This is a genomic window from Hydrogenobacter subterraneus (assembly GCF_055390195.1).
This window is the reverse complement of record NZ_AP042473.1, coordinates 474,892-498,155: the sequence shown is the minus strand read 5'-3', so window position 1 is coordinate 498,155 and position 23,264 is coordinate 474,892. Positions and strand designations below refer to the sequence as shown.

24 protein-coding genes are annotated in these 23,264 nt (G+C 44.7%); 14 read left to right on the top strand and 10 right to left on the bottom strand.

Annotated features, from left to right (window positions below; translation table 11 throughout):
* Both ACZ5GB_RS02805 and ACZ5GB_RS02800 read left to right on the top strand, forming a co-directional pair.
* Positions 1-438, top strand: coding sequence for a pyridoxamine 5'-phosphate oxidase family protein (locus ACZ5GB_RS02805; RefSeq protein ID WP_464327469.1), 438 nt, complete (start codon positions 1-3; stop codon positions 436-438).
* Complete coding sequence (locus tag ACZ5GB_RS02800) at positions 435-1,199, top strand: ABC transporter ATP-binding protein (protein WP_464327468.1); 765 nt, start codon at positions 435-437, stop codon at positions 1,197-1,199. The genes ACZ5GB_RS02805 and ACZ5GB_RS02800 overlap by 4 nt, the downstream gene beginning before the upstream one ends.
* Here ACZ5GB_RS02800 and ACZ5GB_RS02795 read toward each other — a convergent pair.
* On the bottom strand, positions 1,178-2,371 hold the full coding sequence (locus ACZ5GB_RS02795) for a class I SAM-dependent methyltransferase (protein WP_464327467.1): 1,194 nt from the start codon (positions 2,369-2,371) through the stop codon (positions 1,178-1,180). The two genes, ACZ5GB_RS02800 and ACZ5GB_RS02795, sit on opposite strands and share 22 nt — an antisense overlap.
* A 448-nt stretch (positions 2,372-2,819) precedes the next feature.
* Here ACZ5GB_RS02795 and ACZ5GB_RS02790 point away from each other — a divergent pair, with 448 nt between their 5' ends.
* From ACZ5GB_RS02790 to ACZ5GB_RS02775, 4 genes are all read left to right on the top strand, one after another.
* On the top strand, positions 2,820-3,155 hold the full coding sequence (locus tag ACZ5GB_RS02790) for a hypothetical protein (protein WP_464327466.1): 336 nt from the start codon (positions 2,820-2,822) through the stop codon (positions 3,153-3,155).
* Positions 3,156-3,223: 68 nt separating this feature from the next.
* Positions 3,224-3,712, top strand: a complete 489-nt coding sequence (locus ACZ5GB_RS02785; RefSeq protein WP_464327465.1) for a V4R domain-containing protein — start codon at positions 3,224-3,226, stop codon at positions 3,710-3,712.
* The gene (locus tag ACZ5GB_RS02780; RefSeq protein WP_464327464.1) at positions 3,709-4,938 is read left to right on the top strand and encodes an FAD-dependent oxidoreductase; all 1,230 of its coding nucleotides are present in this window, start codon (positions 3,709-3,711) and stop codon (positions 4,936-4,938) included. Before ACZ5GB_RS02785 ends, ACZ5GB_RS02780 begins: the two co-directional genes overlap by 4 nt.
* A 2-nt stretch (positions 4,939-4,940) precedes the next feature.
* A complete protein-coding gene (locus ACZ5GB_RS02775) occupies positions 4,941-5,462 on the top strand; it encodes a molecular chaperone TorD family protein (RefSeq protein WP_464327463.1) in 522 nt (173 codons plus the stop codon).
* Here the strand turns inward: ACZ5GB_RS02775 and sat are convergent.
* From sat to ACZ5GB_RS02745, 6 genes are read right to left on the bottom strand one after another with little or no spacing between them, the layout of a single operon-like run.
* Positions 5,394-6,584, bottom strand: coding sequence for a sulfate adenylyltransferase (gene sat, locus ACZ5GB_RS02770; RefSeq protein ID WP_464327462.1), 1,191 nt, complete (start codon positions 6,582-6,584; stop codon positions 5,394-5,396). The genes ACZ5GB_RS02775 and sat overlap by 69 nt on opposite strands.
* Entirely contained in the window at positions 6,575-7,321 is a 747-nt protein-coding gene (cobA, locus tag ACZ5GB_RS02765; RefSeq protein WP_464327461.1) for a uroporphyrinogen-III C-methyltransferase, read from the bottom strand. Before cobA ends, sat begins: the two co-directional genes overlap by 10 nt.
* The gene (locus ACZ5GB_RS02760) at positions 7,314-8,081 is read right to left on the bottom strand and encodes a sulfite exporter TauE/SafE family protein (RefSeq protein ID WP_464327460.1); all 768 of its coding nucleotides are present in this window, start codon (positions 8,079-8,081) and stop codon (positions 7,314-7,316) included. Before ACZ5GB_RS02760 ends, cobA begins: the two co-directional genes overlap by 8 nt.
* The gene (locus ACZ5GB_RS02755) at positions 8,071-8,358 is read right to left on the bottom strand and encodes a hypothetical protein (protein ID WP_464327459.1); all 288 of its coding nucleotides are present in this window, start codon (positions 8,356-8,358) and stop codon (positions 8,071-8,073) included. The genes ACZ5GB_RS02760 and ACZ5GB_RS02755 overlap by 11 nt, the downstream gene beginning before the upstream one ends.
* Positions 8,355-9,998: a phosphoadenylyl-sulfate reductase gene (locus tag ACZ5GB_RS02750; protein WP_464327458.1), complete on the bottom strand. Its 1,644-nt coding sequence runs from the start codon at positions 9,996-9,998 to the stop codon at positions 8,355-8,357. The genes ACZ5GB_RS02755 and ACZ5GB_RS02750 overlap by 4 nt, the downstream gene beginning before the upstream one ends.
* A complete protein-coding gene (locus ACZ5GB_RS02745; RefSeq protein WP_464327457.1) occupies positions 9,907-10,995 on the bottom strand; it encodes a nitrite/sulfite reductase in 1,089 nt (362 codons plus the stop codon). The genes ACZ5GB_RS02750 and ACZ5GB_RS02745 overlap by 92 nt, the downstream gene beginning before the upstream one ends.
* A 130-nt stretch (positions 10,996-11,125) precedes the next feature.
* Between ACZ5GB_RS02745 and ACZ5GB_RS02740 the strand changes: the two genes are divergently transcribed.
* The 4 genes from ACZ5GB_RS02740 to guaB all read left to right on the top strand — a co-directional run bounded on the left by ACZ5GB_RS02740 (position 11,126) and on the right by guaB (position 16,041).
* A complete protein-coding gene (locus ACZ5GB_RS02740) occupies positions 11,126-12,475 on the top strand; it encodes a sigma-54 interaction domain-containing protein (RefSeq protein WP_464327456.1) in 1,350 nt (449 codons plus the stop codon).
* A gap of 108 nt (positions 12,476-12,583) precedes the next feature.
* The gene (locus tag ACZ5GB_RS02735; RefSeq protein ID WP_464327455.1) at positions 12,584-13,228 is read left to right on the top strand and encodes a 6-phosphogluconolactonase; all 645 of its coding nucleotides are present in this window, start codon (positions 12,584-12,586) and stop codon (positions 13,226-13,228) included.
* A gap of 7 nt (positions 13,229-13,235) precedes the next feature.
* Complete coding sequence (locus ACZ5GB_RS02730) at positions 13,236-14,576, top strand: sigma-54-dependent transcriptional regulator (protein ID WP_464327454.1); 1,341 nt, start codon at positions 13,236-13,238, stop codon at positions 14,574-14,576.
* 7 nt (positions 14,577-14,583) lie between these two features.
* Positions 14,584-16,041 carry an IMP dehydrogenase gene (guaB, locus tag ACZ5GB_RS02725; RefSeq protein ID WP_464327453.1) on the top strand — a complete coding sequence of 486 codons (1,458 nt, stop codon included), beginning with the start codon at positions 14,584-14,586 and terminating at the stop codon, positions 16,039-16,041.
* Positions 16,042-16,051: 10 nt separating this feature from the next.
* On the opposite strand, the gene ACZ5GB_RS02720 is transcribed toward guaB, so the two are convergent.
* Entirely contained in the window at positions 16,052-16,525 is a 474-nt protein-coding gene (locus ACZ5GB_RS02720; RefSeq protein ID WP_464327812.1) for an exodeoxyribonuclease VII large subunit, read from the bottom strand.
* Between the two features lie 222 nt (positions 16,526-16,747).
* Between ACZ5GB_RS02720 and ACZ5GB_RS02715 the strand changes: the two genes are divergently transcribed.
* Positions 16,748-17,596 carry a hypothetical protein gene (locus ACZ5GB_RS02715; protein WP_196607743.1) on the top strand — a complete coding sequence of 283 codons (849 nt, stop codon included), beginning with the start codon at positions 16,748-16,750 and terminating at the stop codon, positions 17,594-17,596.
* A 114-nt stretch (positions 17,597-17,710) separates the two neighbouring features.
* Positions 17,711-18,082: a hypothetical protein gene (locus tag ACZ5GB_RS02710; protein WP_464327452.1), complete on the top strand. Its 372-nt coding sequence runs from the start codon at positions 17,711-17,713 to the stop codon at positions 18,080-18,082.
* Positions 18,083-18,085: 3 nt separating this feature from the next.
* On the opposite strand, the gene uvrA is transcribed toward ACZ5GB_RS02710, so the two are convergent.
* Positions 18,086-20,878, bottom strand: coding sequence for an excinuclease ABC subunit UvrA (gene uvrA / locus ACZ5GB_RS02705; RefSeq protein WP_464327451.1), 2,793 nt, complete (start codon positions 20,876-20,878; stop codon positions 18,086-18,088).
* Between the two features lie 26 nt (positions 20,879-20,904).
* Between uvrA and nth the strand changes: the two genes are divergently transcribed.
* Both nth and mtnP read left to right on the top strand, forming a co-directional pair.
* Positions 20,905-21,525, top strand: a complete 621-nt coding sequence (nth, locus tag ACZ5GB_RS02700; RefSeq protein WP_464327450.1) for an endonuclease III — start codon at positions 20,905-20,907, stop codon at positions 21,523-21,525.
* Positions 21,522-22,355 (top strand): S-methyl-5'-thioadenosine phosphorylase, encoded by an 834-nt coding sequence (gene mtnP, locus ACZ5GB_RS02695; protein ID WP_464327449.1) that lies wholly within the window; start codon positions 21,522-21,524, stop codon positions 22,353-22,355. Before nth ends, mtnP begins: the two co-directional genes overlap by 4 nt.
* On the opposite strand, the gene ACZ5GB_RS02690 is transcribed toward mtnP, so the two are convergent.
* Positions 22,352-23,260 carry a selenium metabolism-associated LysR family transcriptional regulator gene (locus tag ACZ5GB_RS02690; protein ID WP_464327448.1) on the bottom strand — a complete coding sequence of 303 codons (909 nt, stop codon included), beginning with the start codon at positions 23,258-23,260 and terminating at the stop codon, positions 22,352-22,354. The two genes, mtnP and ACZ5GB_RS02690, sit on opposite strands and share 4 nt — an antisense overlap.
* Positions 23,261-23,264 lie beyond the last annotated feature (4 nt).

Below are 23,264 nucleotides of genomic sequence, written 5' to 3'. Positions count from 1 at the left end.
ATGCTTCCAAAGGACCTTGTGGAGCTAATGCGCAATCTTGGAGTTTTTCCAGTGGTGCTTTGCACGGTGGATAAGGATGGAAGCCCTCATTTAACCTTTATAACATGGGTATATCCTGTAGATGATAAAACCATAAGGATAGCCCTTAGTGCCAACGCCAAAAGTGCCAAAAATATGCTTCAAACAGGCACAGCATCCCTTATGCTTATAGCCCAAGATAAGGCTTTGGCATGTTATGGAAGGGCAAGCATGATAAAGGATAGGATAGATGAGGTAAAATTCCCTGTTTCTGTTTTTGAGGTGGAGATATACAACATAGAAAACAACCTCTTCCCCGGTGGCACCATAACGGGCACCATACCCTTTATGCATACGGGAGACCTTCAAAAGGCTGGTGAGCTGGACCAACTGGTGCTGGAAGCACTAAGAAGCTTATGAAGAGCATAGCAAGGATTGAGAACCTACGCCTTAACATAAACGGAAGGGAGATTTTAAAAGACATAAGCTTTGAAGTCTATGAAGGTGAGATATTCACCATACTGGGTGGTAGCGGAAGTGGGAAGACTACCATTACCAAGTGCTTGGTGGGTCTCTATAGGCCCACCTCTGGCAAGGTGGAGGTTTTTGGAAAGGAGGTGCCCAAACTAAGCCAGTTTGAGCTGGACAGAATGAGGAAGTATATAGGCTACGTCTTTCAAGGTGCTGCTCTTTTTGACAGCTTAAAGGTTTGGGAGAACGTGGTATTTTACTACTTGGAGCATGGGGACTTCAAAGAGGAGGAGCTAAGGGAGATGGCCAAAAAGTATTTGAGCTTGGTTGGCCTTTCAGAAGAGCATCTTGATATGTATCCTTCCGAGCTTTCAGGTGGTATGAGAAAAAGGGTAGGAATAGCAAGGGCTATAGCCACGGAGCCAAGGCTCATAATCTACGATGAGCCTACCTCCGGCCTTGACCCCATAACCAGTAGGCTCATAGATGAGCTTATTGTAAGCCTTAGAGATAAAACAAACTCTACGGCCATAGTGGTGTCCCACGACCTTGTGTCCGCCTTCTCCATCTCAGACCGCATACTCATACTAAGGGATGGTGAGCTGGTTCAAATAGGAACAAAAGAGGAGATATTAAACTCCAGTATTCCCTTTGTAAGGGAATTTATAAAGAAGGGCCTTGGGGACCTTCAAGCGGTTAAAAGTGGATAGCCAAACTGCCTTCTCATCACAGGATAGCTGTTTACTACACCCTTGGAGAAGAGGAATTGGAAAAGGTGGTTGCTACCTATGTAGAAGGAAACGGCAGAGGCAGTAAGATAAAGCTCCCACATCCTAAAGAATTCCTCACCATATCTTTTTATGACCCAGTCCTTTACTTTATAAAACCTCTTCTTCCACTCTTTGAGTGTAAAGTAGTAGTGAAGCCTCCAATCGTCTATGTCTATGAGGTTAAAATCAAGATCCTTAGAGGCTTTTATTACCTCCTCTATGGAGGGTAGATAACCACCTGGAAATATGTACTTCCTTATCCACCTGCTTTGGCTTGATGGGTGAACCTTCCCTATGGTATGCAGTAAAAAGAGCCCACCCTCTTCCATGATCTGGTTTACAACTTCAAAAAACTTTCTGTGTCTTCCTTTTCCTACATGCTCAAACATGCCAACGGAGACCACTTTGTTGAATTTCTCCCCAAGCTTGGGAAGGTCCTCGTAGTGCATAAGGTATACCTCTACCCTCCCCTTCAAACCAAGCTCTTCTATCTTATCCTTTACAAACTCGTACTGGTTTTTAGAAAGGGTTATGCCAACAGACCTTATGTTATAAAGGGATGCGCTCTCAAGTATGATTGAACCCCATCCACAGCCTATATCCAATAGCCTATCACCTTCTTTTAACTGCAGTTTTTCGTAGATTATTCTTCTCTTTTCACTTTGTGCCTCCTCAAGGGACACGTTGGGCTCTGAAAAGAAGGCGCAGGAGTAGGTCATGGAGCTGTCAAGCCAGAGTTTATAAAAATCGTTCCCAAGGTCATAATGCCTTCTTACTTCCTTCCCTTCCAAGCCTTTTATGAGCCTTAGACCTTTTAGCAAAAACCTAAGAAGGTATGAAAAGGTATCCTTTAGACTTTTCCTTTCATTGGAAGCTAAATACTCCATACAGGCCATTAAAACCCTCTCCAGATCGCCTTCTACAATCACATCACCTCGCATGTAGGCTTCACAAAAACCCATTTCTGCATCCCTGAGTATATCCTTTAGAGCTTCACCCTTTGTAATCCTTATTCTGTTCTCTCCCTGTCCATAGCATACACCATTGGGAAGCTCCACTATAAGACCATTCTCTATCTTTTGGTTTAATTTATCTACAATTTCTTTCATCATTGACAACCCTCCTCAGTGATTAAATATAAAACAAAAAAGGAGGGTCTAGTATAAAAGTATAAAATAAAAAAAAGAAACTGTTTATTCGCCTGAATCGTTGTAAGACCAAGCCCTCTGTTTCCAGGCTCAAGCACAAGGTCGTTCATATCGGAAGGTTTATGGGGTGTGAAGATGTAAGTGTAAGCCCAGTAGCCACCAGTGCCAAGAAGACTATGAACTGTTTTAGAACCGTTGCCGTTGTTTTTACCTGAGGAGTGAATACCAAGTAGGTTTACATTGGCTGGACCAAGCTTTCCAGAACCCTTAAACCTTGCAAGCCATACACTCTGCTTGTATTTCCAATCTTACCGCTGTTTGCAAGCACAACTCCATGAAGATTAAAGAGGTGAATCCAGAGAGAAGCTCTAACAACTTTTTAGGACATGCAGATGTCTATCAGTAGTACAAGGTGACCTTCCTGCTCTCCAAAGGTGGCTTCTTCCTAAACTGTGAGGACCACTTTAAAGGAGACCTCTACAAGTTCTCACTGAACAAGGAGAACATAGTAAGGTTCTACTTTGAGGGCTTGGCCACAAGGCATAATCCCATCACCGGTAAGTTTATGCCCTGTTATCCAAGATATGTGTCCTTGAGAGAGGCAGGTCAGTATCAAGGCTTTGACCCAGACAAGATAGAGCAGGAGTATCCCTTCAAGTTCATCACCTACAAGCCCACCTTACACACAAGGTCTTGGCCAGATTATAAAGAAACTAAGCCCTTTGTAACGCTTACTATTGGAGATTGAGTACCATATTGACATGAAAGGAGGGTATGCTAAATTATGAATTCATATTCAATCAAGGAGGTACGAAAATGGACGAGCTTGAGGCGGTGTCAAAGATCAGGATTTTTCTAAGGCAGGAAGGTTTTATAGTGCCTAGAAAGCCTGTGCAGGAGTTTTATTCAAGCATAGTAAAGCTTTCAGGCTTTGGTATAGGTGGCATACTCAACATGTCTGGCAAAAAGGCTGGGAAGATAGCGGGGCAAATATTAAAGGAACTTATAGGGAATCATGCGCCCTCCACGGAGGAAATAGAGCTCTACCTTAGGACCTTCCTTGAAGAGGCTGGTATAGGAGTTGTGGACCATTGGAAGAATGAGGAGAACAAGATAAAGATATACATTAGAAGCTCTGTCTTTGCAGAGGGGCAAGAAGGCAAAAAGCCTGTCTGTATACCCTTACAGGGTGCTCTTTCCGGCATCTTTGAAGAGCTAACAGACCTCAAATGGGAATGTAAAGAGGTGGAGTGTGTAGCACAAGGCAAAGAGTTTTGTCTTTTTGAACTGGAGGTGAAAGGATGATAAAGATCTATGATACGGTTGTTGTAGGAAGCGGTCCGGGGGGTTTTACTTCAGCCCTCATACTTGCAAAGGGTGGACTAAAGGTAGCCCTTTTGGAGGCTGAGGAGCTTGGTGGTACATGTCTAAACAGGGGATGTATACCAAAGGAAGGGCTTTACCGTATAGCTAAGGAGGCCTACTCTTTAAGGAAGAAGGGCTTTGAGGTAAAGCTGGACTTTGAGAGGGCTTTAAAGTATGTAAGAACAAGGATAAACCAGATAAAGGCTAATGCGGAATTTTTGCTAAAAAGGGAAGGTATAGACCTTATAAAGGGTATTGGTGTGCTTGTGGATGAGAATACGGTAAAGGTAGGTAAAAACCTTTATCTTAGGGGTGAGCATGTTGTGCTTGCTTGCGGCTCCAAGCCTAAGGAAAGACACACAAGCCCGGAGGATGTGCTAACGGGAAAGGTGCTTCCAAGGGGTAAAATACTTATAGAAGGTTCCGGTGCTAGCGCCTGCGAGCTCTCCTTTATCCTTTCGGCCTTTGGCTACCATGTTTGTCTAAAGGTTGAGGGAAGGCTTTTGAAGGACTATCCAGTGGATGAGGACATGGTGGAAAAGTTGGAGAAAGAGTTAGAGCTCTGTGGCGTAAAGTTTGTGGACAGTATAATAGATGCGGACCTTCATGTAAAGGCTACTGGTAGGGTTCCAAATTTGTGCAAAGAGAGCTTCCCCTTCCTTGAGTTTGACCAAGAGGGTTATGTTAAGGTTGATGAGTGTATGAGAACAAACATAAAGAATGTTTACGCTGTGGGAGATATAACAAAGCCCATGGGTGCAAGCCATGCCATTGCAAAGGCAAAGTCTGCCTGCCAGAGCATAATGGACCTCTATAACCCTTACAGGCCTGAGCTTGTGCCCATAGTTATATGCTCGGCCTTTGAGCTTGGCTTTGTTGGCTCTTATGAGGCAAGGCATAAAAAGATCACAAAGACCTTGAACGCAAACACAAAGAGCTTTGTAAACGGAAGAAGGGGGATAATAAGCATGTATGTGGACGAGGAAGGAAGGCTTTCTTACTTCTCCATCGTCGGGGAAGAGGTTAGCGAAGCTTTAAATCTGATATCCTTTACCATGAACAACGCTCTCTGGGACGATCAGCTCTTCCGCATGCCCTATACGCATCCCTCCCTTTGCGAATACTTTGGAGACATAGCCTTAGATTACTCTGTAAACAGGGTTTGAAGATGGATGAGCTAAAGGGCCTTTCCTTCTTTTATTATGCCTTTTCCGAGCTTTTTTTGGAAAAGGACTACTACTACCTCAATTCCTTATGCAATGACCTAATCAACTCAACATACTCTAACTATGCCTTAAAGGTGCTTAGGCATATGGACAGCTTTAAGCTTCAAGAGGAGCTTGAGCTTATGGACGGAATTTCCCTTTTGGAAAGGGACTATAGGGATGTGGACCCAAAGCTGATCTCTTCAGCTTATGAGCATTTGGGGTTTAAATTGGATGAAGGCTATGAGCCAGACCATGTGGGTGTGGAGCTTAGGTTTTTATCCCTTCTTTGCTTAGAGGAAGACCTTGTTAAAGGCTATACAAACCAGTATAGGTTTATAAGGAACAGGCTTGAGTGGCTTGTAGACCTTGAAGAGGCCTTCAAAGAAAAGGGCTTTTTAGCCTTGGCAGATTCCCTATCTTTCCTCAGGGCCTTTCTCAGAGACCACAAGGCCTTTCTTATGGGTGAACTCAAGGTCAAATAGGAGCTTAGCTATATCCTCCCTTATCATCTCCTTTGGTGGCACAAGGCCCTTCCTCAACATCTCCCTTATCTTTGTCATGCTCACATAGGTTCTGTAGCTTTCCCCATGCCCACAGCTTTTGTCCGATACCATACAACCACACTGGCTACAGTAAAAGACCGCAGTAACCCTTATTATCTCTATGCCTATGTCCCTTGGAAGCTTATCAAATATCCTGTGTGCATCGTAAGGGCCATAAAAATTCCCAACGCCCGCATGGTCCCTACCTACTATAAAATGGGTGCATCCAAAGTTCTTCCTTACTATGGCATGAAAGACCGCCTCCCTCGGGCCCGCATACCTCATGGCAGTGGCAAGGCCAGAAAGAAGCACCCTTTTGGAAGGATAGTAGTTATCTATAAGGTACTCATAAGCCCTTAAAACGGTGTAGGAGTCAAAGTCGTCAGACTTCTTCCAGCCCAAGACAGGGTTTATAAAAAGGCCATCTGCTATTTCAAGGGCTATCCTCTGAAGGTACTCATGGGCCCTGTGAGGTGCATTCCTAGTTTGAAATCCCACCACCCTCTTCCAACCCCTATATTCAAAGACCTTCCTCGTCTCCTCAGGGTCCAGCACCCAATCCCTAAGGGGTTGGTTTACCCTTTCCAAAAGCCAAACCTCTCCACCTATGGCCCACCTTCCCCTTGAGTAAAAGATCCTCACGCCTGGGTGCTCTTCCCTGTCCGTACCCCATACGAACCTGGCAACTTTTTCCAACTCTATGGGATATATGTCCTTAACATCAAGCAGGGCCTTTAGCCTGCCTTCATCGTCCCTTAGGGCCACTCTCTCTCCAGGTCCAAGGGACCTTGCCACCTCTTCTTCCACCTGTAGAAGTATGGGTATGGTCCAGACATGACCGCTTGGAAGGAGCATATGATAGACCACACCCTCAAGCTCTTCTTTTGTCATGAAGCCCTTGAGGGGCGAAAAGACGCCTGTGGCAATGTTCTCAACGTCAAGGAGTGTATCCCTATCCACATGGAGGGACGGGTACCTCTCGGCCTCAGTCAGTATCTTTACCCTTTCCCTCTCTGGCACAACCCTGTTTACAAGCTCTCCTCCATGGGGTGCTATAAGCATGCCTCAACCTCCTTTAATGCTAATTTTTCCCTCAGTCTTACCACATGTCCCACCACCATGATGGCAGGAGGGCTTACCTCAGGCGGGTTTGTGGAAAGCTCATAAAGGTCTGTAAGTATAACCTTCTGCTTCTCTGTGGTCCCATTCTCTATAAAGGCCACAGGCTCCTTTGGGTCCCTCCCTACCTCTATAAGCCTTTTGGCTATCTCTTTTCTTCTTGATACTCCCATGAGAACTATCAAGGTGTTTATCCCTTTTAGACTCTCCCAATCTATGCTTGATTTTTCCTTTCTTGGGTCCTCATGTCCTGTTATTACGGCAAAGGATGAGGATATACCCCTGAAGGTTATTGGTATGCCAGCGTAGGCTGGCACTGAGTAAAAGGAGCTTACTCCCGGGACTATCTCAAACTCTATGCCATGCTCTGCCAAAAATAGCGCCTCTTCTCCTCCCCTTCCAAAGATGAATGGGTCTCCCCCTTTTAGTCTTACCACCACTTCCTTTGTGTGGGCATACCTTAGCAAAAGCTCGTTTATCTTCTCCTGCTCTATGGTATGCTTTCCATCTTCTTTTCCTACATAGACAAGCTCACATTCTGGCTTGGCAAAAAGAAGTATCTCTTGGTTTATGAGCCTGTCGTATAGGATAACATCGGCGGACTTTATTAGCCTCAAAGCCTTAAGCGTTAAAAGCTCTGGGTCTCCTGGTCCTGCGCCTATAAGATAGACCTTACCCATTGGTAAAGCTCCTGTACAAAAGGTTTAAGGCCACCACAAGGAGCATGGCTGATATGACAAGCCTCAAAGGCTTTGGGTTTACAATCCTTGTTAGCCTTGTGCCAAGGTAGACTCCCAAAAGGCCACCCAAGCCCATGGGTAAAAGGAGATCTCTTTCAAAGTGTCCCAACATCATGTGAAGGCTACCACCCACAAAGGAGCAAGCAAGGCCAAAGGCTATGTCTGTGCCTACGCATCTGTTTGGTTCAAGGCGTGTAAAATAAAGCAGTAAGACCATGCCTAAGGCCCCTGCACCTGCAGAGGTAAGCCCCACCTCAACGCCTATGAGGAAGCACAGAAATGGCAGAAGGTAATCGTACCTTGTTAGGTCTATCCTTTTCCCTTTGAGAAGAAAGGCCAAATTAAAAAGAAGGGAGGCTAAGATGGTAAGGCCTATGATAAAGAGCAATGTTTTCTTAAAGGCTTGCACAGAGGAAAGCTCGGAAAGAATGTAAGAACCTGTAAAAACGCCCGGTAGCCCTCCTAAAAGCATAATCCTTAAGGTTTTGTAGTCTAAGTTTTTGTAAAGTATGTGGAAGAGACATGCGGGTAGCTTTACAAGGCTGGAAAAGAAGAGGGCAGAGCCTACGGCCTTTGTAGGGTCAAAGCCAAGGAGTATAAGGGTAGGGGCCGTAAGGGTCCCTGCGCCTACGCCTGTGAGCCCTATAGCAAAGGCTATAGAGAAGCCAAGGAGAAGAAGTCCCAAAAGGTCAACAACCATACTCCAACCTCCCAAACATGGCAAAGTCAAACTCCTCCGATAGGTCCTTTACCTCCTCCAAAAGCCTCTTTACACCTTCCGAATGCATCTTTGAACTTTCCTCAAGGGCAAAGGAGGCAAACTTGGCTTCATGGTCAAAGACCAAGCATATCCACAACCAGCTTTCCAGCTCCTTCATCATGCATGCCCTTCCGTTAAACCTTCCCTCCTTCCAACCCCTTTTCCTTAGCCCATCTTCAAAGGCCTTCCTGTCTTTGATCTCCTTCAAGCTTATCATTTCCTTTCCCCCAATATCTTGTCCGATATTCTTTCAAAGCTTCCCGTCTCCAGACTGCAGTGCATACCACACTCCTTAGGAGCTCCCACTTCCCACCACCATCTTCCTACCCTTGGGTCCTCATAGGGAGCCACAGGCCTGGTGCAAGGTGAACATCCTATGCTTCTGTAGCCCTTCTCGTAGAGCTCGCTATATGGCACTCCCTTTTCCTTTATGTACTTCCACACATCCCTTTCCGTCCAATCTACCAAGGGGTTTACCTTTACTATCTGTCCGTGGTCATGGTCCACTTCAATCTTCATAAGGTTGTGCCTGCTTGCCCATTGTTCCCTTCTCAGGCCTGTGATCCAGGCATCCACCTGATTTAAAGCCCTCAAAAGGGGCCTCACCTTCCTTATATGACAGCAGAGGTGTCTGAGCTCCACAGACCTGTAAAAGAGGTTTACGCCAAACCTCCTTACCATATCCTCCACCTCTTCCTTGTCTGGGAAGTAAACCTCTATCCTTATGCCGTAGACCTCATAGACCTTTTCCATAAGCCTGTAGGTCTCCTCATGAAGCCTTCCCGTATCAACGGTAAAGACCCTGACCTGTGGGTTTATCCTGTAAGCCATATCAAGGATCACCATGTCCTCTGCCTGACCGCTCCAGGCTATGTAGAGCCTTGGATGAAAGTTCTCTATGGCCCAGGCTATCACATCTTGGGCAGGCCTTCCTTCGTATTCGATGGCGAGTTCATGAAGCTCAAGCTCGTCATACATGGGTGCACCTCCGGCAAGGGCTGGATATATGGCTATCTCATCCCCTTCCTTAAGAGGAGTATCAAGGCCCTGCAAGAACTTTATGTCCTCCTCATTCAAAAAGACCTTTATGTAAGGCTTTAGCTCACCCCTTTCATCAATGGCCCTTCCACGAAAATCTTTAAACTCCTCCTCAAGCTTCAAAAGAGCTTCTCTCACTGTCTTAGCTTCCACCTCCACCTCAGAAAGCCCACCGAAAAACCTGCTTATGGGCCCAAAGAGCCTTACCTTTACCTTCCCCTTCTCCTCTTGCACCACCGCCTTTCCACCTTGCATAATGCTCAAGAGCTCCTCATCAGAATAAGACCTCACAAACTCCTGAAAGCTTTTATGTCCTGAGCTTTTGTATGCCAGTATAAGCCTCTCTATGTACTCTTTTGCCAAAGGCAGTGGCACCTTCTTGGCCACTATCCTACCTATGTTTGCATACTTTCCATAGCCACCTCCTAGCACTATGTTTACCGCGCTCTCTACGCTTCCGTCGGGATGTCTTATGTGGGTGGCCTGAAGCCCTATGTCGTTTAGCCAATGGTGGGCGCAGGCATGGGGACAGCCATCCACACCTATGGCAATATCTCCCAAATCTCCTAGCCTCTCCTCAAGATATTCCAAAAGCTCCAAAAGAAACTCCTTTGAGGAGCCAACGGAGTAGTTGCAGAAGGGGTCGCTTGTGCAGGCTATGGATATGCCCCTTGATATGCTCTTTTTGAGGCTAAAGCCTATCTCTTCCATCCTTCTTAGCACATGGTCAAGCTCCTCCTTTGGTATATTGGTCAGTATGAGGTTCTGCCTTTGAGAGACCCTTATGGAGAGGTTTAGGTCCTGTGCAAGCTCTGCCACCTTTATGAGCCGGCTGACCAGATACCCTACCTGCCTCCACAGGAAAGCCCACGTAGAAAAGGCCCTCCTCCTTCTGCTCTCCTACTCCCACGTGGAAGTTCCTGCCTATGGCCACAGGCTCTTCCTTGATAAACTCTGGGCTAAAGCTTAGCCTCTCAAGGAGCAATTCCCTAAAGCCTTCTACCCCAACCTTGTCTACGAAGTACTTTATCCTTGCCCTTACAAAGGACCTTCTGTTTTCTGGATCCTCGCTCCATATGTCCACCACAGCCCTAGCTACCTCTAGGACCTTTTCCTTTGGTATGAATAAGCCCAGCTTTCTTGCAAGCCTTGGCGTTGAAGAAAGCCCACCGCCCACCCAAACTGCAAAGCCTTCAACACCATCTTTTACCATGCCCACAAAGGCAAGGTCATGCATCTCCGGACAGTTGCAATGGTAAGGACAGCTTGAAAGGGTTATCTTAAACTTCCTAGGCAGGTTAAAGTATTCCCTGTTTTCTGGATTGTGGAAAAAGCCCTCAAGCTCCTCTATGCATCCTTCAACGTCAAAAAGCTCATATTTATCTACGCCTGAAACGGGACAGCTGGTTATGTTCCTTACCGTATCACCACAGGCCCCTATGGGGAAAAGCCCAACGCTGGAAAGCCTTTCAAAGACCCAGGGTAGGTCATCAAGCCTTATTCCATGCATTTGAATATCCTGCCTTGTGGTGAGCTCCGCATAATCATTAAAGCTTTTGGCAAGCTCCCCAATCACTCTCAGCTGGTCTGGCTTTACCTTTCCACCGGGCAGTTTAATCCTCAGCATGAAGTAGCCTATGCGTGGTTTATCATGATAGAGGCCGTACCATTGAAGGCGCACAAGGTCCTCTTCTGGGACCCTCTCATAGCCCTCCTTTATAAGCCTTGGAAGCTCTTCAATTATATCAAGGGGGTGCTTTTCTGCCTTAAGCTTTTCCCTTGGATTCTTGTCTATAACCTCTTTCCAAAGCTTCATATTACCAACCTCCTAACCAGGTTTATGCAAAATGCATGCCAGCAGAAAAGTCTCAAAAAGGTAAGGATTTTTCAAGTCTATCTGACCTATCTCATGTATATTTTGTAAACAAGCTGTATAATCAATAAACATGAAATATGTTATTCTTTATACAAAGGACAAGGGCTTAAAGGTGGAAGGCCTAAAAACAGTTGAAGAGCTCCCAGAGGACCTAAGGAACTCCATAGTTATCTTGGATGTGGATACAGTCGGGCTCTCACCACTGCCAGACCTTAAAGAGGATGGGAACTTGGTTATAGCCATAACGGGAAGGACCTTACCAGGATACACCATGAAGCTTATGAGCCTTGGCTTTTATGACGTGCTTCTAAAGCCTGTAAATCCTAAGGAGCTAAGGGAGGTAATTGAAAAAGCTAAGGGCGAGCTCTACCACAGAGAAGAAGTGATACCTATAGTTTACAGCGAAGAGGACCTCTCTGGAGACCTATGTAAGGAGCTATGTTCCATAATAGGGAACTCTGAGGGGAGGATGAAGGAGGTTTTAAAGACCATTGGGAAGGTGGCACCCTTGGATGTGCCAGTTTTAATAACGGGTGAGACTGGTGTGGGGAAGGAGCTTTTTGCAAAGGCCCTTTGGAAGCTCTCCAGAAGGTGGAATGGACCCTTTTTGGCCATAAACTGCTCTGCGGTGCCACCGGAGCTGTTTGAGGCTGAGCTTTTTGGATACGAAAGAGGAGCCTTTACAGGAGCTTCTACCTCTAAGGCTGGCCTTATAGAGATGGCGAAAGGTGGCGTGCTATTTTTGGATGAGGTGGGAGACCTGCCTTTGGTCCTACAGCCAAAGCTTTTAAGGGTACTACAGGAGAAGAAGGTAAGGAGGCTTGGAAGCACAAAGGAGGTACCCTGCGACTTTAGGCTCATCTGCGCCACCAATAAAGATATAAAGAGTTTGGTAAAGGAGGGTCTCTTTAGGGAAGACCTTTACTACAGGATAAGTGTAGTGCATATACATATACCACCTTTAAGAGAGAGGAAGGAAGACATACCCATTTTACTCAACTGCATAGTAGGGAACCTATCTACCGAGATGGGAAAGAGGATAAGGGGCTATACAAGGGACTTTTTGGAGAAGGTGCTTAGCTACAGCTGGCCCGGTAATGTGAGGGAGATGGAGAATATGCTAAGAAGGGCCATAGCCTTAAGCGATGGTGATGTTTTAAGGGGTAAGGATTTGGAGCTTGTGGCGGAGGAATATAAGCCACGGGACATTGACAGGGTTGTAAGGATGGAGGTAAAAAGGCTCATAGAAGCTGGTGAGAGGGACATATACCGTAAGCTTTTAGACAGCGTAGCCTACGCCATAGTAGAAGAAGCCTTTTCAGTCCTTGGTAAAAACCAGTCTAAAACGGCCAAGGTTTTAGGTATAAACAGGATAACCCTTAGAAAGCTTTTAAAGGATAAGGCTACTCCTTTAACTTAGCGTTGGGAGTATTCCTTGATATGCCAGGGAGCTTCCTCATGAAGGTTGTTTCAAGCTCTTCAAGGGCATTAGCCAGTTCTAACCACTTTAGGTTTATAGTATATTCCTATGAAAAAAGTGGCAAGCTATTTCATACATTCAAGCAAAGAGCCAGAAGTTTATCTTATCAGGTTTTTAAAAAGACTCTTTAAGCTTTTTCTAAACAAAGAGAGGCTCTGCCATGTGGCCCTTGCGGGCGGTAAAACACCCCTTGACCTCTACAGAATCTTATCAAAGGAAAAGCTCTTGTGGGATAGGTTAAGGTTTTATCTTAGCGATGAAAGGTATGTGCCTCTATCTTCCGAGCTTAGCAACTACAAAAACATAAAAGAAGCCCTTGGAGAAAGGGCAAGACTGGCCTTCTTTAAAACGGAGATGCCACCAGAGGAATGCGCCATGGATTATAGCCTTCAGCTTCCAGAAAGACTGCATATAGCCTTACTTGGAGTAGGCAAAGACGGGCATACTGCCTCTTTGTTTCCCAAAGTAGAATGTGAAGATGTAAGCCCGAAGGTGTGCCTAAGTAAGTCCCCCGATGGGCTTTTGAGGCTTTCTTTGAAGGAGGAATACCTAAATAGGTCCTGTGCGGTCATATTCTTTTTAAAGGGTGAGGAAAAAAGAAAAGCCCTTGAGGCTATGCTAAGGGGTGAAGACATTCCAGCAAGTAGGATAAGAGGTAGCCTAAGAACATATATCTTCACCGACCTTTTATAATTTTCTCATGGAAGTGAACATCCTTGTGGTGGATGATGAAAAATCCATAAGAGATACTTTAAAGGGCATACTTGAAGAGGAAGGCTATAAGGTCTTTACAGCAGAAAGCATAAAGTCTATGAAAAGCTTGGTTGAAAAAAACTACTTCCACTGTGTACTTTTGGACCTTTGGCTTCCCGATGGAAACGGTCTTGATTATATAGGCTATCTCAAAGAAAACCTTCCGGGGTCTGCCATCATAGTGATAACGGGCCATGGAAAAAGCGAGCATGCCGTAAGGGCTGTAAAGGAGGGGGCTTATGACTTTTTGGAAAAGCCATTTTCAATGGATAGACTTCTGCTAACCATAGAAAAGGCACTCAAAGAGACCATAAGGTCAAGAAGGGAAAAGGATGAAGATGAGATTTTGGGTGAAAGCAAGCAGATGCTGTATGTGAAGGAGTTAATTAACAAGATAGCCAAAACGGATGCCAGCGTTCTTATAATAGGTGAAAGCGGAACAGGTAAGGAGCTTGTGGCAAGAAGCATACACAGGCTGTCAAACAGGTCCGAAGGACCCTTTATAGACATAAACTGTGCGGGACTGCCAGAAGACCTTGTGGAGGCAGAGCTTTTTGGTTATGAGAAGGGAGCCTTTACCTCAGCCACTCATAGAAAGCTGGGAAAGCTTGAGCTTGCCCATGGTGGCACCTTGTTCCTTGATGAAATATCCGAACTAAGCCCCAAAGCTCAGGCAAAGCTCTTGAGAGTTTTGGAGACAAAGGAGTTTACAAGGCTTGGAGGCACTCAAACCATAAGGTCCGACTTTAGGCTCATATGCGCCTCAAACAAGGACTTAAAAGAGGAGGTAAAAAAAGGCAAGTTCAGAGAAGACCTTTACCATAGGATATCCACCTTTTTAATAAGCCTTCCACCCCTTAGAGAAAGGGGTAATGATATTCTCCTTCTTACAGAATACTTTTTAGGCTACTACCTTAGGAAGTATGGCAAACCCAACAAGTATTTGAGTGAAGATGCAAAAAGGCTTTTGCTTACCTACCAATGGAAGGGCAACGTCAGAGAGCTAAAAAACCTTATGGAAAGGCTTGCCATATTGCATGAAGGATCCCAGATAACAGAAAAGGACCTTAGATATCTCCTCGGCTTTGAACACCACCCTGAGGATATAAACTCACTCCTTTTGGAAAAGGACCTAAGAAAGGCAAGACAGGAGTTTGAAAGGATATTTATAGAGAGAAAGCTAAGAGAATATGATTATGACCTCAAAAGAACTGCGGAAGCCATAGGCATAGACCTGTCTAACCTCTACAGAAAGATAAGGCAATACGGCATAGAGGTTGGAATATAATTAATATATGGAAATACTTGAAGGCTATACCTTTGATGACCTACTTTTAATACCGCAATATTCTGAAGTTTTGCCCCACGAGGTAGATGTTTCTACTTGGCTCACAAAAAAGATAAGGCTTAACATACCCATAGTTTCCGCAGCTATGGATACGGTTACAGAGGCCCGTCTTGCCATTGCCCTTGCCCGTGAAGGCGGCATAGGCATAATACACAGAAATCTCTCCATAGAAGAGCAGGCTCAAGAGGTGGAGAAGGTTAAAAAATCGGAAAGTGGCATGATTTTACAGCCTGTAACCGTTAGGCCAGACAATACGGTCAAAGAAGCCCTTGAGATAATGGAAAGGTATAAGATTTCTGGCGTCCCAGTGGTAAGCGATGGCAACAAGCTTGTAGGCATCCTCACCAACAGAGACCTAAGGTTTATAAAGCCTACCGACTACCACAAGCCCGTATCCCTTTTCATGACCTCCCAGAACCTTATAGTGGCCCAGGAAAGGGTTACCCTTGAGGAAGCAGAGGAAATACTCCAAAGGCACAAGGTTGAAAAGCTTCCCATAGTGGATAAGGAAGGAAGGCTTGTAGGCCTCATAACCATAAAGGATATTACCAAGCGCAAAAAATACCCCAACGCCTGCAAGGATGAACTTGGTAGGCTAAGGGTTGGTGCAGCTGTAGGCACAGGACCGGATACAAAGGATAGGGTTGATGCCCTTGTATCCGTTGGCGTGGATGTAATAGCCATAGACACGGCCCATGGGCATTCTAAAAGGGTTTTGGAAACGGTAGAGTTTATAAAATCCACATATCCAAACCTTGAGGTGATAGCGGGCAATGTGGCCACTGCCGAAGGCGCCTTAGACCTCATAAAAGTAGGTGCGGATGCAGTTAAAGTAGGAGTAGGACCTGGTTCCATATGCACCACTCGTATAGTGGCAGGTGTGGGAGTGCCACAGCTAACGGCTATTAGGTGGGCTTATGAAGTGGCAAAAGAATATGGTGTGCCAATAATAGCGGACGGTGGCATAAAATACTCTGGAGATATAGTAAAAGCCCTCGCCATGGGCGCAAGCTCTGTAATGCTTGGAAACCTATTGGCTGGCACAGAGGAGGCTCCCGGAGAGACGGTATATTATCAAGGTAGGGCCTACAAGGTCTATAGGGGTATGGGGTCCTTGGGCGCCATGATGAGCAGGAGGAGTGCAGACAGGTATGGGCAGGAAAAGATGGAGAAGTTTGTGCCAGAAGGTATAGAAGGTAGGGTTCCATACAGGGGTAGGCTTAGCGATGTGATATACCAGCTGGTGGGTGGCTTAAGGTCTGGTATGGGCTATGTGGGTGCCAAAAACTTGGAAGAGCTTCGCCAAAAGGCAAAGTTTGTAAGGATAACCTGGGCTGGCTACAAAGAGTCCCACGTGCATGATGTGCAGATAACAAAGGAGGCACCAAACTATTGGGTGGAGTAAGCGGACTTATTTAAAAATTCTTGATTAGGAATATGATAATGAAAAGTATAAGTAAAGCTACTATAACCAGCCTTTCCGTGCTTAGTTTCGTTTTAAGTTCTTGGATTTTCTGATTTAATTCCTTTTCTTTTGCTTGAAAGTCTTGGATTATTTGGCTTATTCCTTGCTTTAGCCTAATTTTTTCTATTTCTTCTCTTATCCCTACTGCTGCAGCGGTAGGCGTATCACAACTTCTATCCGAAAAAATATCCAAATATGTTCTATCTTTACTATGTCCAATAGCTGATATTCTAAAGGATGGTAAACTTATCCAAGCATCTATAACATTTAAATCATTAAAAACGTCAAAATCTACCTCATCTCCACCACCTCTAATTATAACCACGATATCCCCTTCTGCTTGTTTTATAGATTGGATTATACTTTCTGGCGATTGAATATTTGTTGGTATAGGTTTAATATCAACTTTATCTAAATTTCCTATATTTCTTGTGAAATCTTGTAAAACAGTACCACTGCGGGGATGAATAACGCATATAGTATAACTATCCCTTTCTGGAAATTGATGAGTCCTTGATTTATATTTGTTTAATAAATCTATTATACGCCGAGTGAGAAATTCCCTTTAAGCTAAACCTTCCATATCAATAAAAAGACAGCAGGGCTACTATAATAGTAGCCCTAAAAACCATCGGAGGTTTTTACCATGGAAATTATACCACCTTACCTACGCATCTACCAACAAATCCTAAAAGACCTTGAAAATGCCTTGCCATTCCTTAATGTGCCAAAAGCTAAAGCAGGCAGAAAGCCTAAACTCACAGACATCCATATAGCAGCCATCTTTATACTCTCCTACATAACCAATACAAAAGTCCTCACCTTAGCTAAACTACTTATTGACCCATCCATACAATCATGGCATATCTTCAGAAGATACAGACTCAAGAGAGTATACAGGATATTGAGAGAATACAAGCTTCACAAGCTGAGGCTTATGATTTTAGCAAGGCTTTTGTATGGTAAGAAGATAGAACTTGTAATAGATGGAACCATAGTGGACATAGCCAATGTAAACAGGGCGAGGACACAGAAGATAAGGAGGGTAAGAGGGAAGGTATGGTGGGCAAAGAGGAGAAGGAAGATAGTTCGGAGAGACAATGGGAAGGTAGTGGAGTTTGAGGAGGTCAGGTATGGCATGTTGATGATGGTGTTATGTGATAGGTGGGGAAGAGTTTATGATGTGTGGATAAGCTTTGGAAGTGTGCATGAGGTTAGGGCATTTAGGGAAAGGAAGAGAAGGAGTTTATGGTTTAGGAAGCTTGTGGAGAGTTGTGTGGTGTATGGAGATAGGGGTTATAGGGGTTGTGAAGGTGTGATTGTGTGTGGTAGTAGGGAGATGAGGGCAAAAAGGCAGGTAGTGGAAGGTGTTATAAGTCAGATAAAGCTTTTTAATGCTGGTAGTGGGTGGAGGACTTTAACTTGTGTGCTTGTGTATGTATATGCTTATGCTATTGGATATAGCTATTATAGGAGGGGTGAACTTGAGGTCTAATTTCTCACCCGGCGTATGGTTTTTAAGTATAAAGGAATTAAACACTCCTATGTTAAAACTCTTTGAGACGTATAACCCTTGCCTTTAATATGGGCTTGTTCTAAAATTTTAACTATGCCACACTTGACTATTGATGTATTACAGCTACTGGAAGAGAAGCTCGGAAAGGAAGAAGCTAAAAAGGTAGCAGAGGCTATTGAACTCGCCTTAGAAAGCATAGAAGAGAAAGCCAAGGATGTGGCACTACAGAAAAAGCTAGAATTAAAGGAAGAGCTTACAAAAGAACTGGCAACAAAGGCGGACTTGCAAGTATTAAAGGCTGAGCTTGAGGCAAGGATAGAAAAAGAAGTATCAAAGCTAAGGGAAGAGATACTCAAGCTTGACAGGAAGTTCACCATAATGTTTTTAATACTGCTTTTTGCCATAATCCTTTTAAACAAGGATGCCTTAGAGTTTATAGCAAGGCTTTTTGGCCTTATTAAGTAAGGCTTAGGCCCTAATTTTCTCCTTTTCTGTTAATACCTTCCTCAAATACTGGCCTGTATAAGAGCCTTCCCTTTGAGCTATTTCCTCCGGTGGCCCCACGGCCACCACATAGCCTCCCCTTTCCCCGCCCTCTGGCCCAAGGTCTATGATCCAATCTGCGCACTTTATCACATCAAGATTATGTTCTATAACCACTACCGTATTGCCTTTATCCACAAGCCTTTGCAGTATGTCTATGAGCTTTTTCACATCGTCCATATGGAGGCCTGTGGTAGGCTCGTCTAAAAGGTAAAGGGTCCTCCCTGTTTCCTTCTTGGAAAGCTCCCTTGCAAGCTTTATCCTTTGAGCCTCTCCACCAGACAAGGTGGTGGCGGGCTGTCCCAGTTTTATGTATCCAAGGCCTATGTCCTTTAAAAGTTGTAGCTTCCTCCTTATGGTGGGTATATTTTCAAAGAATTCATAGGCTTCGTCCACGGTCATATCAAGCACATCCGATATGTTTTTGCCCTTATATAGAATGTCAAGAGTTTCCCTGTTGTACCTTTTGCCCTTACACACATCGCAAGGCACATAAACAGGTGGCAAAAAGTGCATCTCCACCCTGATCACACCCTCACCCTGACAGGCTTCGCACCTTCCACCTTTTACGTTAAAGGAAAACCTTCCCGCATTGTAGCCCCTTGCCCTTGCCTCCGGAGTCTGGGCAAAAAGCTCCCTTATGTGGTCAAAGACCTTTGTGTAGGTGGCTGGGTTTGACCTTGGAGTCCTTCCTATGGGAGATTGGTCTATGTTTATGACCCTGTCAAAATGCTCAAGCCCTTCTATCCTATCAAAGCCTTCCACCTCCGCACTGCCTCCATAGAAAAGGGCCCTGCTATATTCCCAAAGGATATCATATATTAGCGTGGACTTGCCACTGCCGGAGACTCCTGTGATACACACAAAAAGACCAACTGGAATTTCTACCGTAATATTCTTCAGATTATGCTTCCTTGCTCCAACTATCCTTAGCCATCTATCCTTTGGCTTTCTTCTTTTTTCTGGCACAGGTATGGAGAGCCTTCCTGAAAGGTAGGCACCAGTAAGGGACCTTTCATCCCTTAACATATCCTCCACCCTCCCTTGGAAGACCACCTCACCGCCCTTTTTACCCGCCCCCGGACCCATATCTATGACCCAGTCTGCGCTCAGAATAGTCTCTGGGTCATGCTCCACCACTATAACCGTGTTGCCAAGGTCCCTTAGGTCCTTAAGGGTCTTTATAAGCTTTTCTGTGTCCCTTGGATGCAAGCCTATAGACGGCTCATCAAGAACATACAAAACTCCGGTAAGCTTAGAGCCTATCTGTGTTGCAAGCCTTATGCGTTGCATCTCACCACCGGAAAGGGTGGTGGCACTACGTGCAAGGTTTAGGTAGTCAAGCCCCACGTTTATAAGAAAGCCAAGCCTATCGGATATCTCCTTTATTAGCCTTTCTGCCACTATAAGGCTTTTGCCCTCAAGCTTGGAAGGAAGACTATCAAAGAACTCCTTTGCCATCCTTATGGGCATGCGTGCCACATCCCATATGCTCTTTCCATCTATAAGAACCGAAAGGGCCTCAGGCCTTAGCCTTGCACCACCACACTCAGGGCAGGGCTTTTCCCTTATAAACTCCGATATCTCCTCCCTTAACCTCTCCGACTCCTCTTCCAAAAACCTCCTCTCCAAGTGTTTTACTATTCCTTCAAAATTCCCACCGTCAAGAGAACCACCATAAAGCAAAAAGCTTTTTATTCCGCTTGGTAGGTCCTGCCATGGCGTCCTTGGGTCATAACCAAGTTTTCTTAGGATGTTCATTATGGGATATTTCAAGTATTCAAAAAAGGAAGAATCGGTTATCCTTACGGCATCTATGGCAGGCTCTTTTTCATCTATCAAAAGCTTTACATCCACCTCCCACTTTACGCCCAAGCCCTTGCAGGCTTGGCAAGCACCATAGGGGGAGTTGAAAGAAAAAAGCCTTGGGGAAAGCTCTGGAATGGAAAAGCCATGGTCTGGGCATGTAAGCCTCTCGCTAAAAATCTCCTCCTTTTGAGTTTCCACATCCTCTATCTTTAAAAGACCCTTTGAAAGCTCAAGGGCCTTCTCTATGGCCGTAAGCAGTCTTGCCCTCTCTTCCTCCTCAAGGGTGAGCCTGTCTACAACCAAGTCTATATTATGCTTTTTGTTTTTGTCCAAAGGTGGCACTTCCAAAATCCTCATATATTCTCCATCCACCTTTACCCTTGAAAAGCCCATTTTATCAAGCTCTTTAAAAAGTTCTTTAAACTCACCCTTTTTGCCCCTTACCAAAGGAGAAAGCACGCTTATGCGCCTGCCTTTGTATTTCTCCCACACCTTTTCCAGCATCTCATGGGCCGAAAGGCCCTCAAGCAACCTTCCACACTCAGGACAATGGGGCTTTCCTATGTTTGCCCAAAGGACCCTCATATAGTCGTATATCTCTGTTACAGTTCCAACGGTGGAACGTGGATTTTTTGAAGTGGTCTTTTGGTCTATGGCTATGGCTGGAGAAAGGCCTTCTATTATATCCACATCGGGCTTTTCCATAATGCCCAAAAATTGCCTTGCGTAAGAAGAAAGGGATTCCACATACCTCCTTTGTCCCTCCGCATAGATGGTATCAAAGGCGAGGGAGGATTTGCCAGAGCCAGAAGGTCCGGTTATTACCACAAGCCTATTTTTTGGTATATCAAGGTTTACGTTTTTAAGGTTATGCTGACGGGCACCCCTTATGATGATCTTGTCATACATCAAGTATGTTATAATGTAGGGCAAAGATGGAAAAAATTCAAGAGATAATAAGCAGGCTTGAAAAGGTCTTTCCAGACAAGCTTGAGCTAAACTTTTCAAACCCTCTTGAACTCCTTGTAGCTGTCATCTTGGCAGCCCAAGCAACGGATAAAAAGGTAAATGAAGTCACAGAAAGCCTTTTCAAAAAGTATAAAAGCTGTGAAGACTACTTAAAGGTCCCTCTTGAGGAACTGGAGAAAGATATAAGCTCCATAAACTACTACAAAAATAAGGCAAAGTATATAAAGTCTGCCTGTCAAAAGATAATGGAAGAGTTTGGTGGTAAGGTGCCAGACACCATGGAGGACCTTGTAAAGCTTCCCGGCATAGGAAGAAAAAGCGCAAACATAATCCTATATAATGCCTTTGGAAAAAACGAAGGCATAGCCGTAGATACCCATGTGGCAAGGGTGAGCCAAAGGCTTGGCCTCACTAAGGAAAGCAAGCCAGAAAAGATAGAAAGGGACCTTATGGAGCAGGTCCCAAGAGAGCTTTGGGGCAAGTTTTCAAACCTTCTCATACTGCTTGGAAGATACATATGCACGGCACAAAAGCCAAAGCATTTTGAATGCCCTTTGTATGACCTCTGTCCCTCCAGGGAGCTATGATAGGTGTAATTGGTGGAAGTGGTCTATACAAGCTTGAGGGCTTTGAGGTAATAGATAAAATCAAGATAAGAACACCCTTTGGAGAACCCTCCTCTCCCGTAGTGGTGGTGAATGTGGCAGGGAAAAGGCTTTTCTTCCTCTCAAGGCATGGAGAAGGCCACATATACCCTCCCCATCTTGTCCCATATAGGGCAAACCTCTGGGCTTTTAGGGAGCTGGGTGTAAAGAGGGTAATAGCCATATCTGCTGTGGGTGGTATAAACAGAAGGCTATCACCGGGAGACTTTGTAGTTATAGATGACCTTTTGGACTTTACAAAGAATAGGAAGGACACCTTTTATGAGGGCAAGTTCTCCCTGCCAGTGGCCGGTGAGGACAAGGTGGCAAGGCTTTTAAAAGAGGGTAAGGTGGTCCATATAGACGCAACCCAGCTCTATTGCCCTCAGATGAGAAGGATTATGATTGAAGTGCTTGAGGAGCTAAAGCTTCCTTATCATGCCTCCGGCACCTATGCCTGCACGGAAGGTCCAAGGTTTGAAACGCCCGCAGAGATAAGGATGATAGAAAAGCTGGGTGGGGATGTGGTGGGCATGACGAGCTATCCTGAGGTGGTCTTGGCCCGTGAGCTTACCATGTGTTATATGAGCCTTTGTGTGGTGGCAAACCCAGCGGCGGGCATTGCAGGCTATCGCCTAACAAGCGATGAAGTTATAAACTTAATGAAACAAAAGGAAGAGGAGATAGGAAAAGTTCTTATTGAGTTTTTAAAGAGGATTCCAGAAGAAAGAGATTGTGGATGTGAAAAAATACTTGAAGGCGCAGAAGTTTAAACAAAAACCTCTTCCAAAATTCTGTTTAACTCTCCTAAAAAGTTCCTAACGGCAGGGCTTTGTGGCCTATCTTTGCTGTAGATAAGATAGAACTTCCTCACAAGAGGGTCCATTCCATCAACCTTTAAAACCTTTACCTCTGGAGGCCTAAACCTCTTTAACACATGAGAGGACAAAAAGGAAACAGCCCTAATATTCCTTAAAGCTTCTAAAATAACCTCATTTTTGTTTGCCACCAAAACTACGTTAAGACTGCTTACATCTACACCTATGGACCTTAAAAAGTTCTCCACAAACCTCCTAGTTCCAGAGGTCTCTTCTCTGAAAAGGAAGGGTAGCTTTATAAGTTCTTCTAAACTTATCCTCTCTTTCACCGCAGGGCCGCCAAGAAAAACTATATTATCCTCCCACATTTCCTTTACCACAAGCCTAGGGTCTTCATATTTTACACCCACAAACCCCATATCCACCTCCCCAGCCTCAACCTTTTTGATAACTATGTAAGAGTCCTCCACCGTAAGGTCTATCTTTGTATTTGGGTTTTTGTTAATATACCTGCTTATAATACCAGGCAGAAGGTAATTCCCCGGTATGGAACTGGCGCCTATCTTTATATTACCCTTGTAGGAACCTGTAACAAGCCTTATTTCTTCTATGATGGATTGCTTTAGTTCTACCAACTTTTTGGCATAGGGATATAGCATATGGGCGTTGCTTGTAGGAAGGTATCTCTTTCCCTTTTTATAAAAGAGTTTAAGGCCTATGGATTTTTCTAAATTATGCACGTGGAAGCTGATGGTAGATTGAGAAAGGTGCAAGCAATCTGAACTTTTAGAGATGCTACCTTTTTCATATACACAACAGAATATCTCCAAAAGCCTTAGGTCTATGTCTATTGGTTTCATTCTT

Bases quoted from the DNA above. Each gene is read 5' to 3' on its own strand.
- ACZ5GB_RS02730 (WP_464327454.1), top strand. From the start codon at position 13,236: ATGGAAGTGAACATCCTTGTGGTGGATGATGAAAAATCCATAAGAGAT.
- ACZ5GB_RS02785 (WP_464327465.1), top strand. From the start codon at position 3,224: ATGGACGAGCTTGAGGCGGTGTCAAAGATCAGGATTTTTCTAAGGCAG.
- ACZ5GB_RS02800 (WP_464327468.1), top strand. From the start codon at position 435: ATGAAGAGCATAGCAAGGATTGAGAACCTACGCCTTAACATAAACGGA.
- mtnP (WP_464327449.1), top strand. From the start codon at position 21,522: ATGATAGGTGTAATTGGTGGAAGTGGTCTATACAAGCTTGAGGGCTTT.
- ACZ5GB_RS02775 (WP_464327463.1), top strand. From the start codon at position 4,941: ATGGATGAGCTAAAGGGCCTTTCCTTCTTTTATTATGCCTTTTCCGAG.
- ACZ5GB_RS02760 (WP_464327460.1), bottom strand. From the start codon at position 8,081: ATGGTTGTTGACCTTTTGGGACTTCTTCTCCTTGGCTTCTCTATAGCC.
- guaB (WP_464327453.1), top strand. From the start codon at position 14,584: ATGGAAATACTTGAAGGCTATACCTTTGATGACCTACTTTTAATACCG.
- ACZ5GB_RS02715 (WP_196607743.1), top strand. From the start codon at position 16,748: ATGGAAATTATACCACCTTACCTACGCATCTACCAACAAATCCTAAAA.
- uvrA (WP_464327451.1), bottom strand. From the start codon at position 20,878: ATGTATGACAAGATCATCATAAGGGGTGCCCGTCAGCATAACCTTAAA.
- nth (WP_464327450.1), top strand. From the start codon at position 20,905: ATGGAAAAAATTCAAGAGATAATAAGCAGGCTTGAAAAGGTCTTTCCA.
- sat (WP_464327462.1), bottom strand. From the start codon at position 6,584: ATGCTTATAGCACCCCATGGAGGAGAGCTTGTAAACAGGGTTGTGCCA.
- ACZ5GB_RS02805 (WP_464327469.1), top strand. From the start codon at position 1: ATGCTTCCAAAGGACCTTGTGGAGCTAATGCGCAATCTTGGAGTTTTT.
- ACZ5GB_RS02780 (WP_464327464.1), top strand. From the start codon at position 3,709: ATGATAAAGATCTATGATACGGTTGTTGTAGGAAGCGGTCCGGGGGGT.
- ACZ5GB_RS02710 (WP_464327452.1), top strand. From the start codon at position 17,711: ATGCCACACTTGACTATTGATGTATTACAGCTACTGGAAGAGAAGCTC.
- ACZ5GB_RS02690 (WP_464327448.1), bottom strand. From the start codon at position 23,260: ATGAAACCAATAGACATAGACCTAAGGCTTTTGGAGATATTCTGTTGT.
- ACZ5GB_RS02755 (WP_464327459.1), bottom strand. From the start codon at position 8,358: ATGATAAGCTTGAAGGAGATCAAAGACAGGAAGGCCTTTGAAGATGGG.
- ACZ5GB_RS02735 (WP_464327455.1), top strand. From the start codon at position 12,584: ATGAAAAAAGTGGCAAGCTATTTCATACATTCAAGCAAAGAGCCAGAA.
- ACZ5GB_RS02740 (WP_464327456.1), top strand. From the start codon at position 11,126: ATGAAATATGTTATTCTTTATACAAAGGACAAGGGCTTAAAGGTGGAA.
- ACZ5GB_RS02745 (WP_464327457.1), bottom strand. From the start codon at position 10,995: ATGAAGCTTTGGAAAGAGGTTATAGACAAGAATCCAAGGGAAAAGCTT.
- cobA (WP_464327461.1), bottom strand. From the start codon at position 7,321: ATGGGTAAGGTCTATCTTATAGGCGCAGGACCAGGAGACCCAGAGCTT.
- ACZ5GB_RS02795 (WP_464327467.1), bottom strand. From the start codon at position 2,371: ATGATGAAAGAAATTGTAGATAAATTAAACCAAAAGATAGAGAATGGT.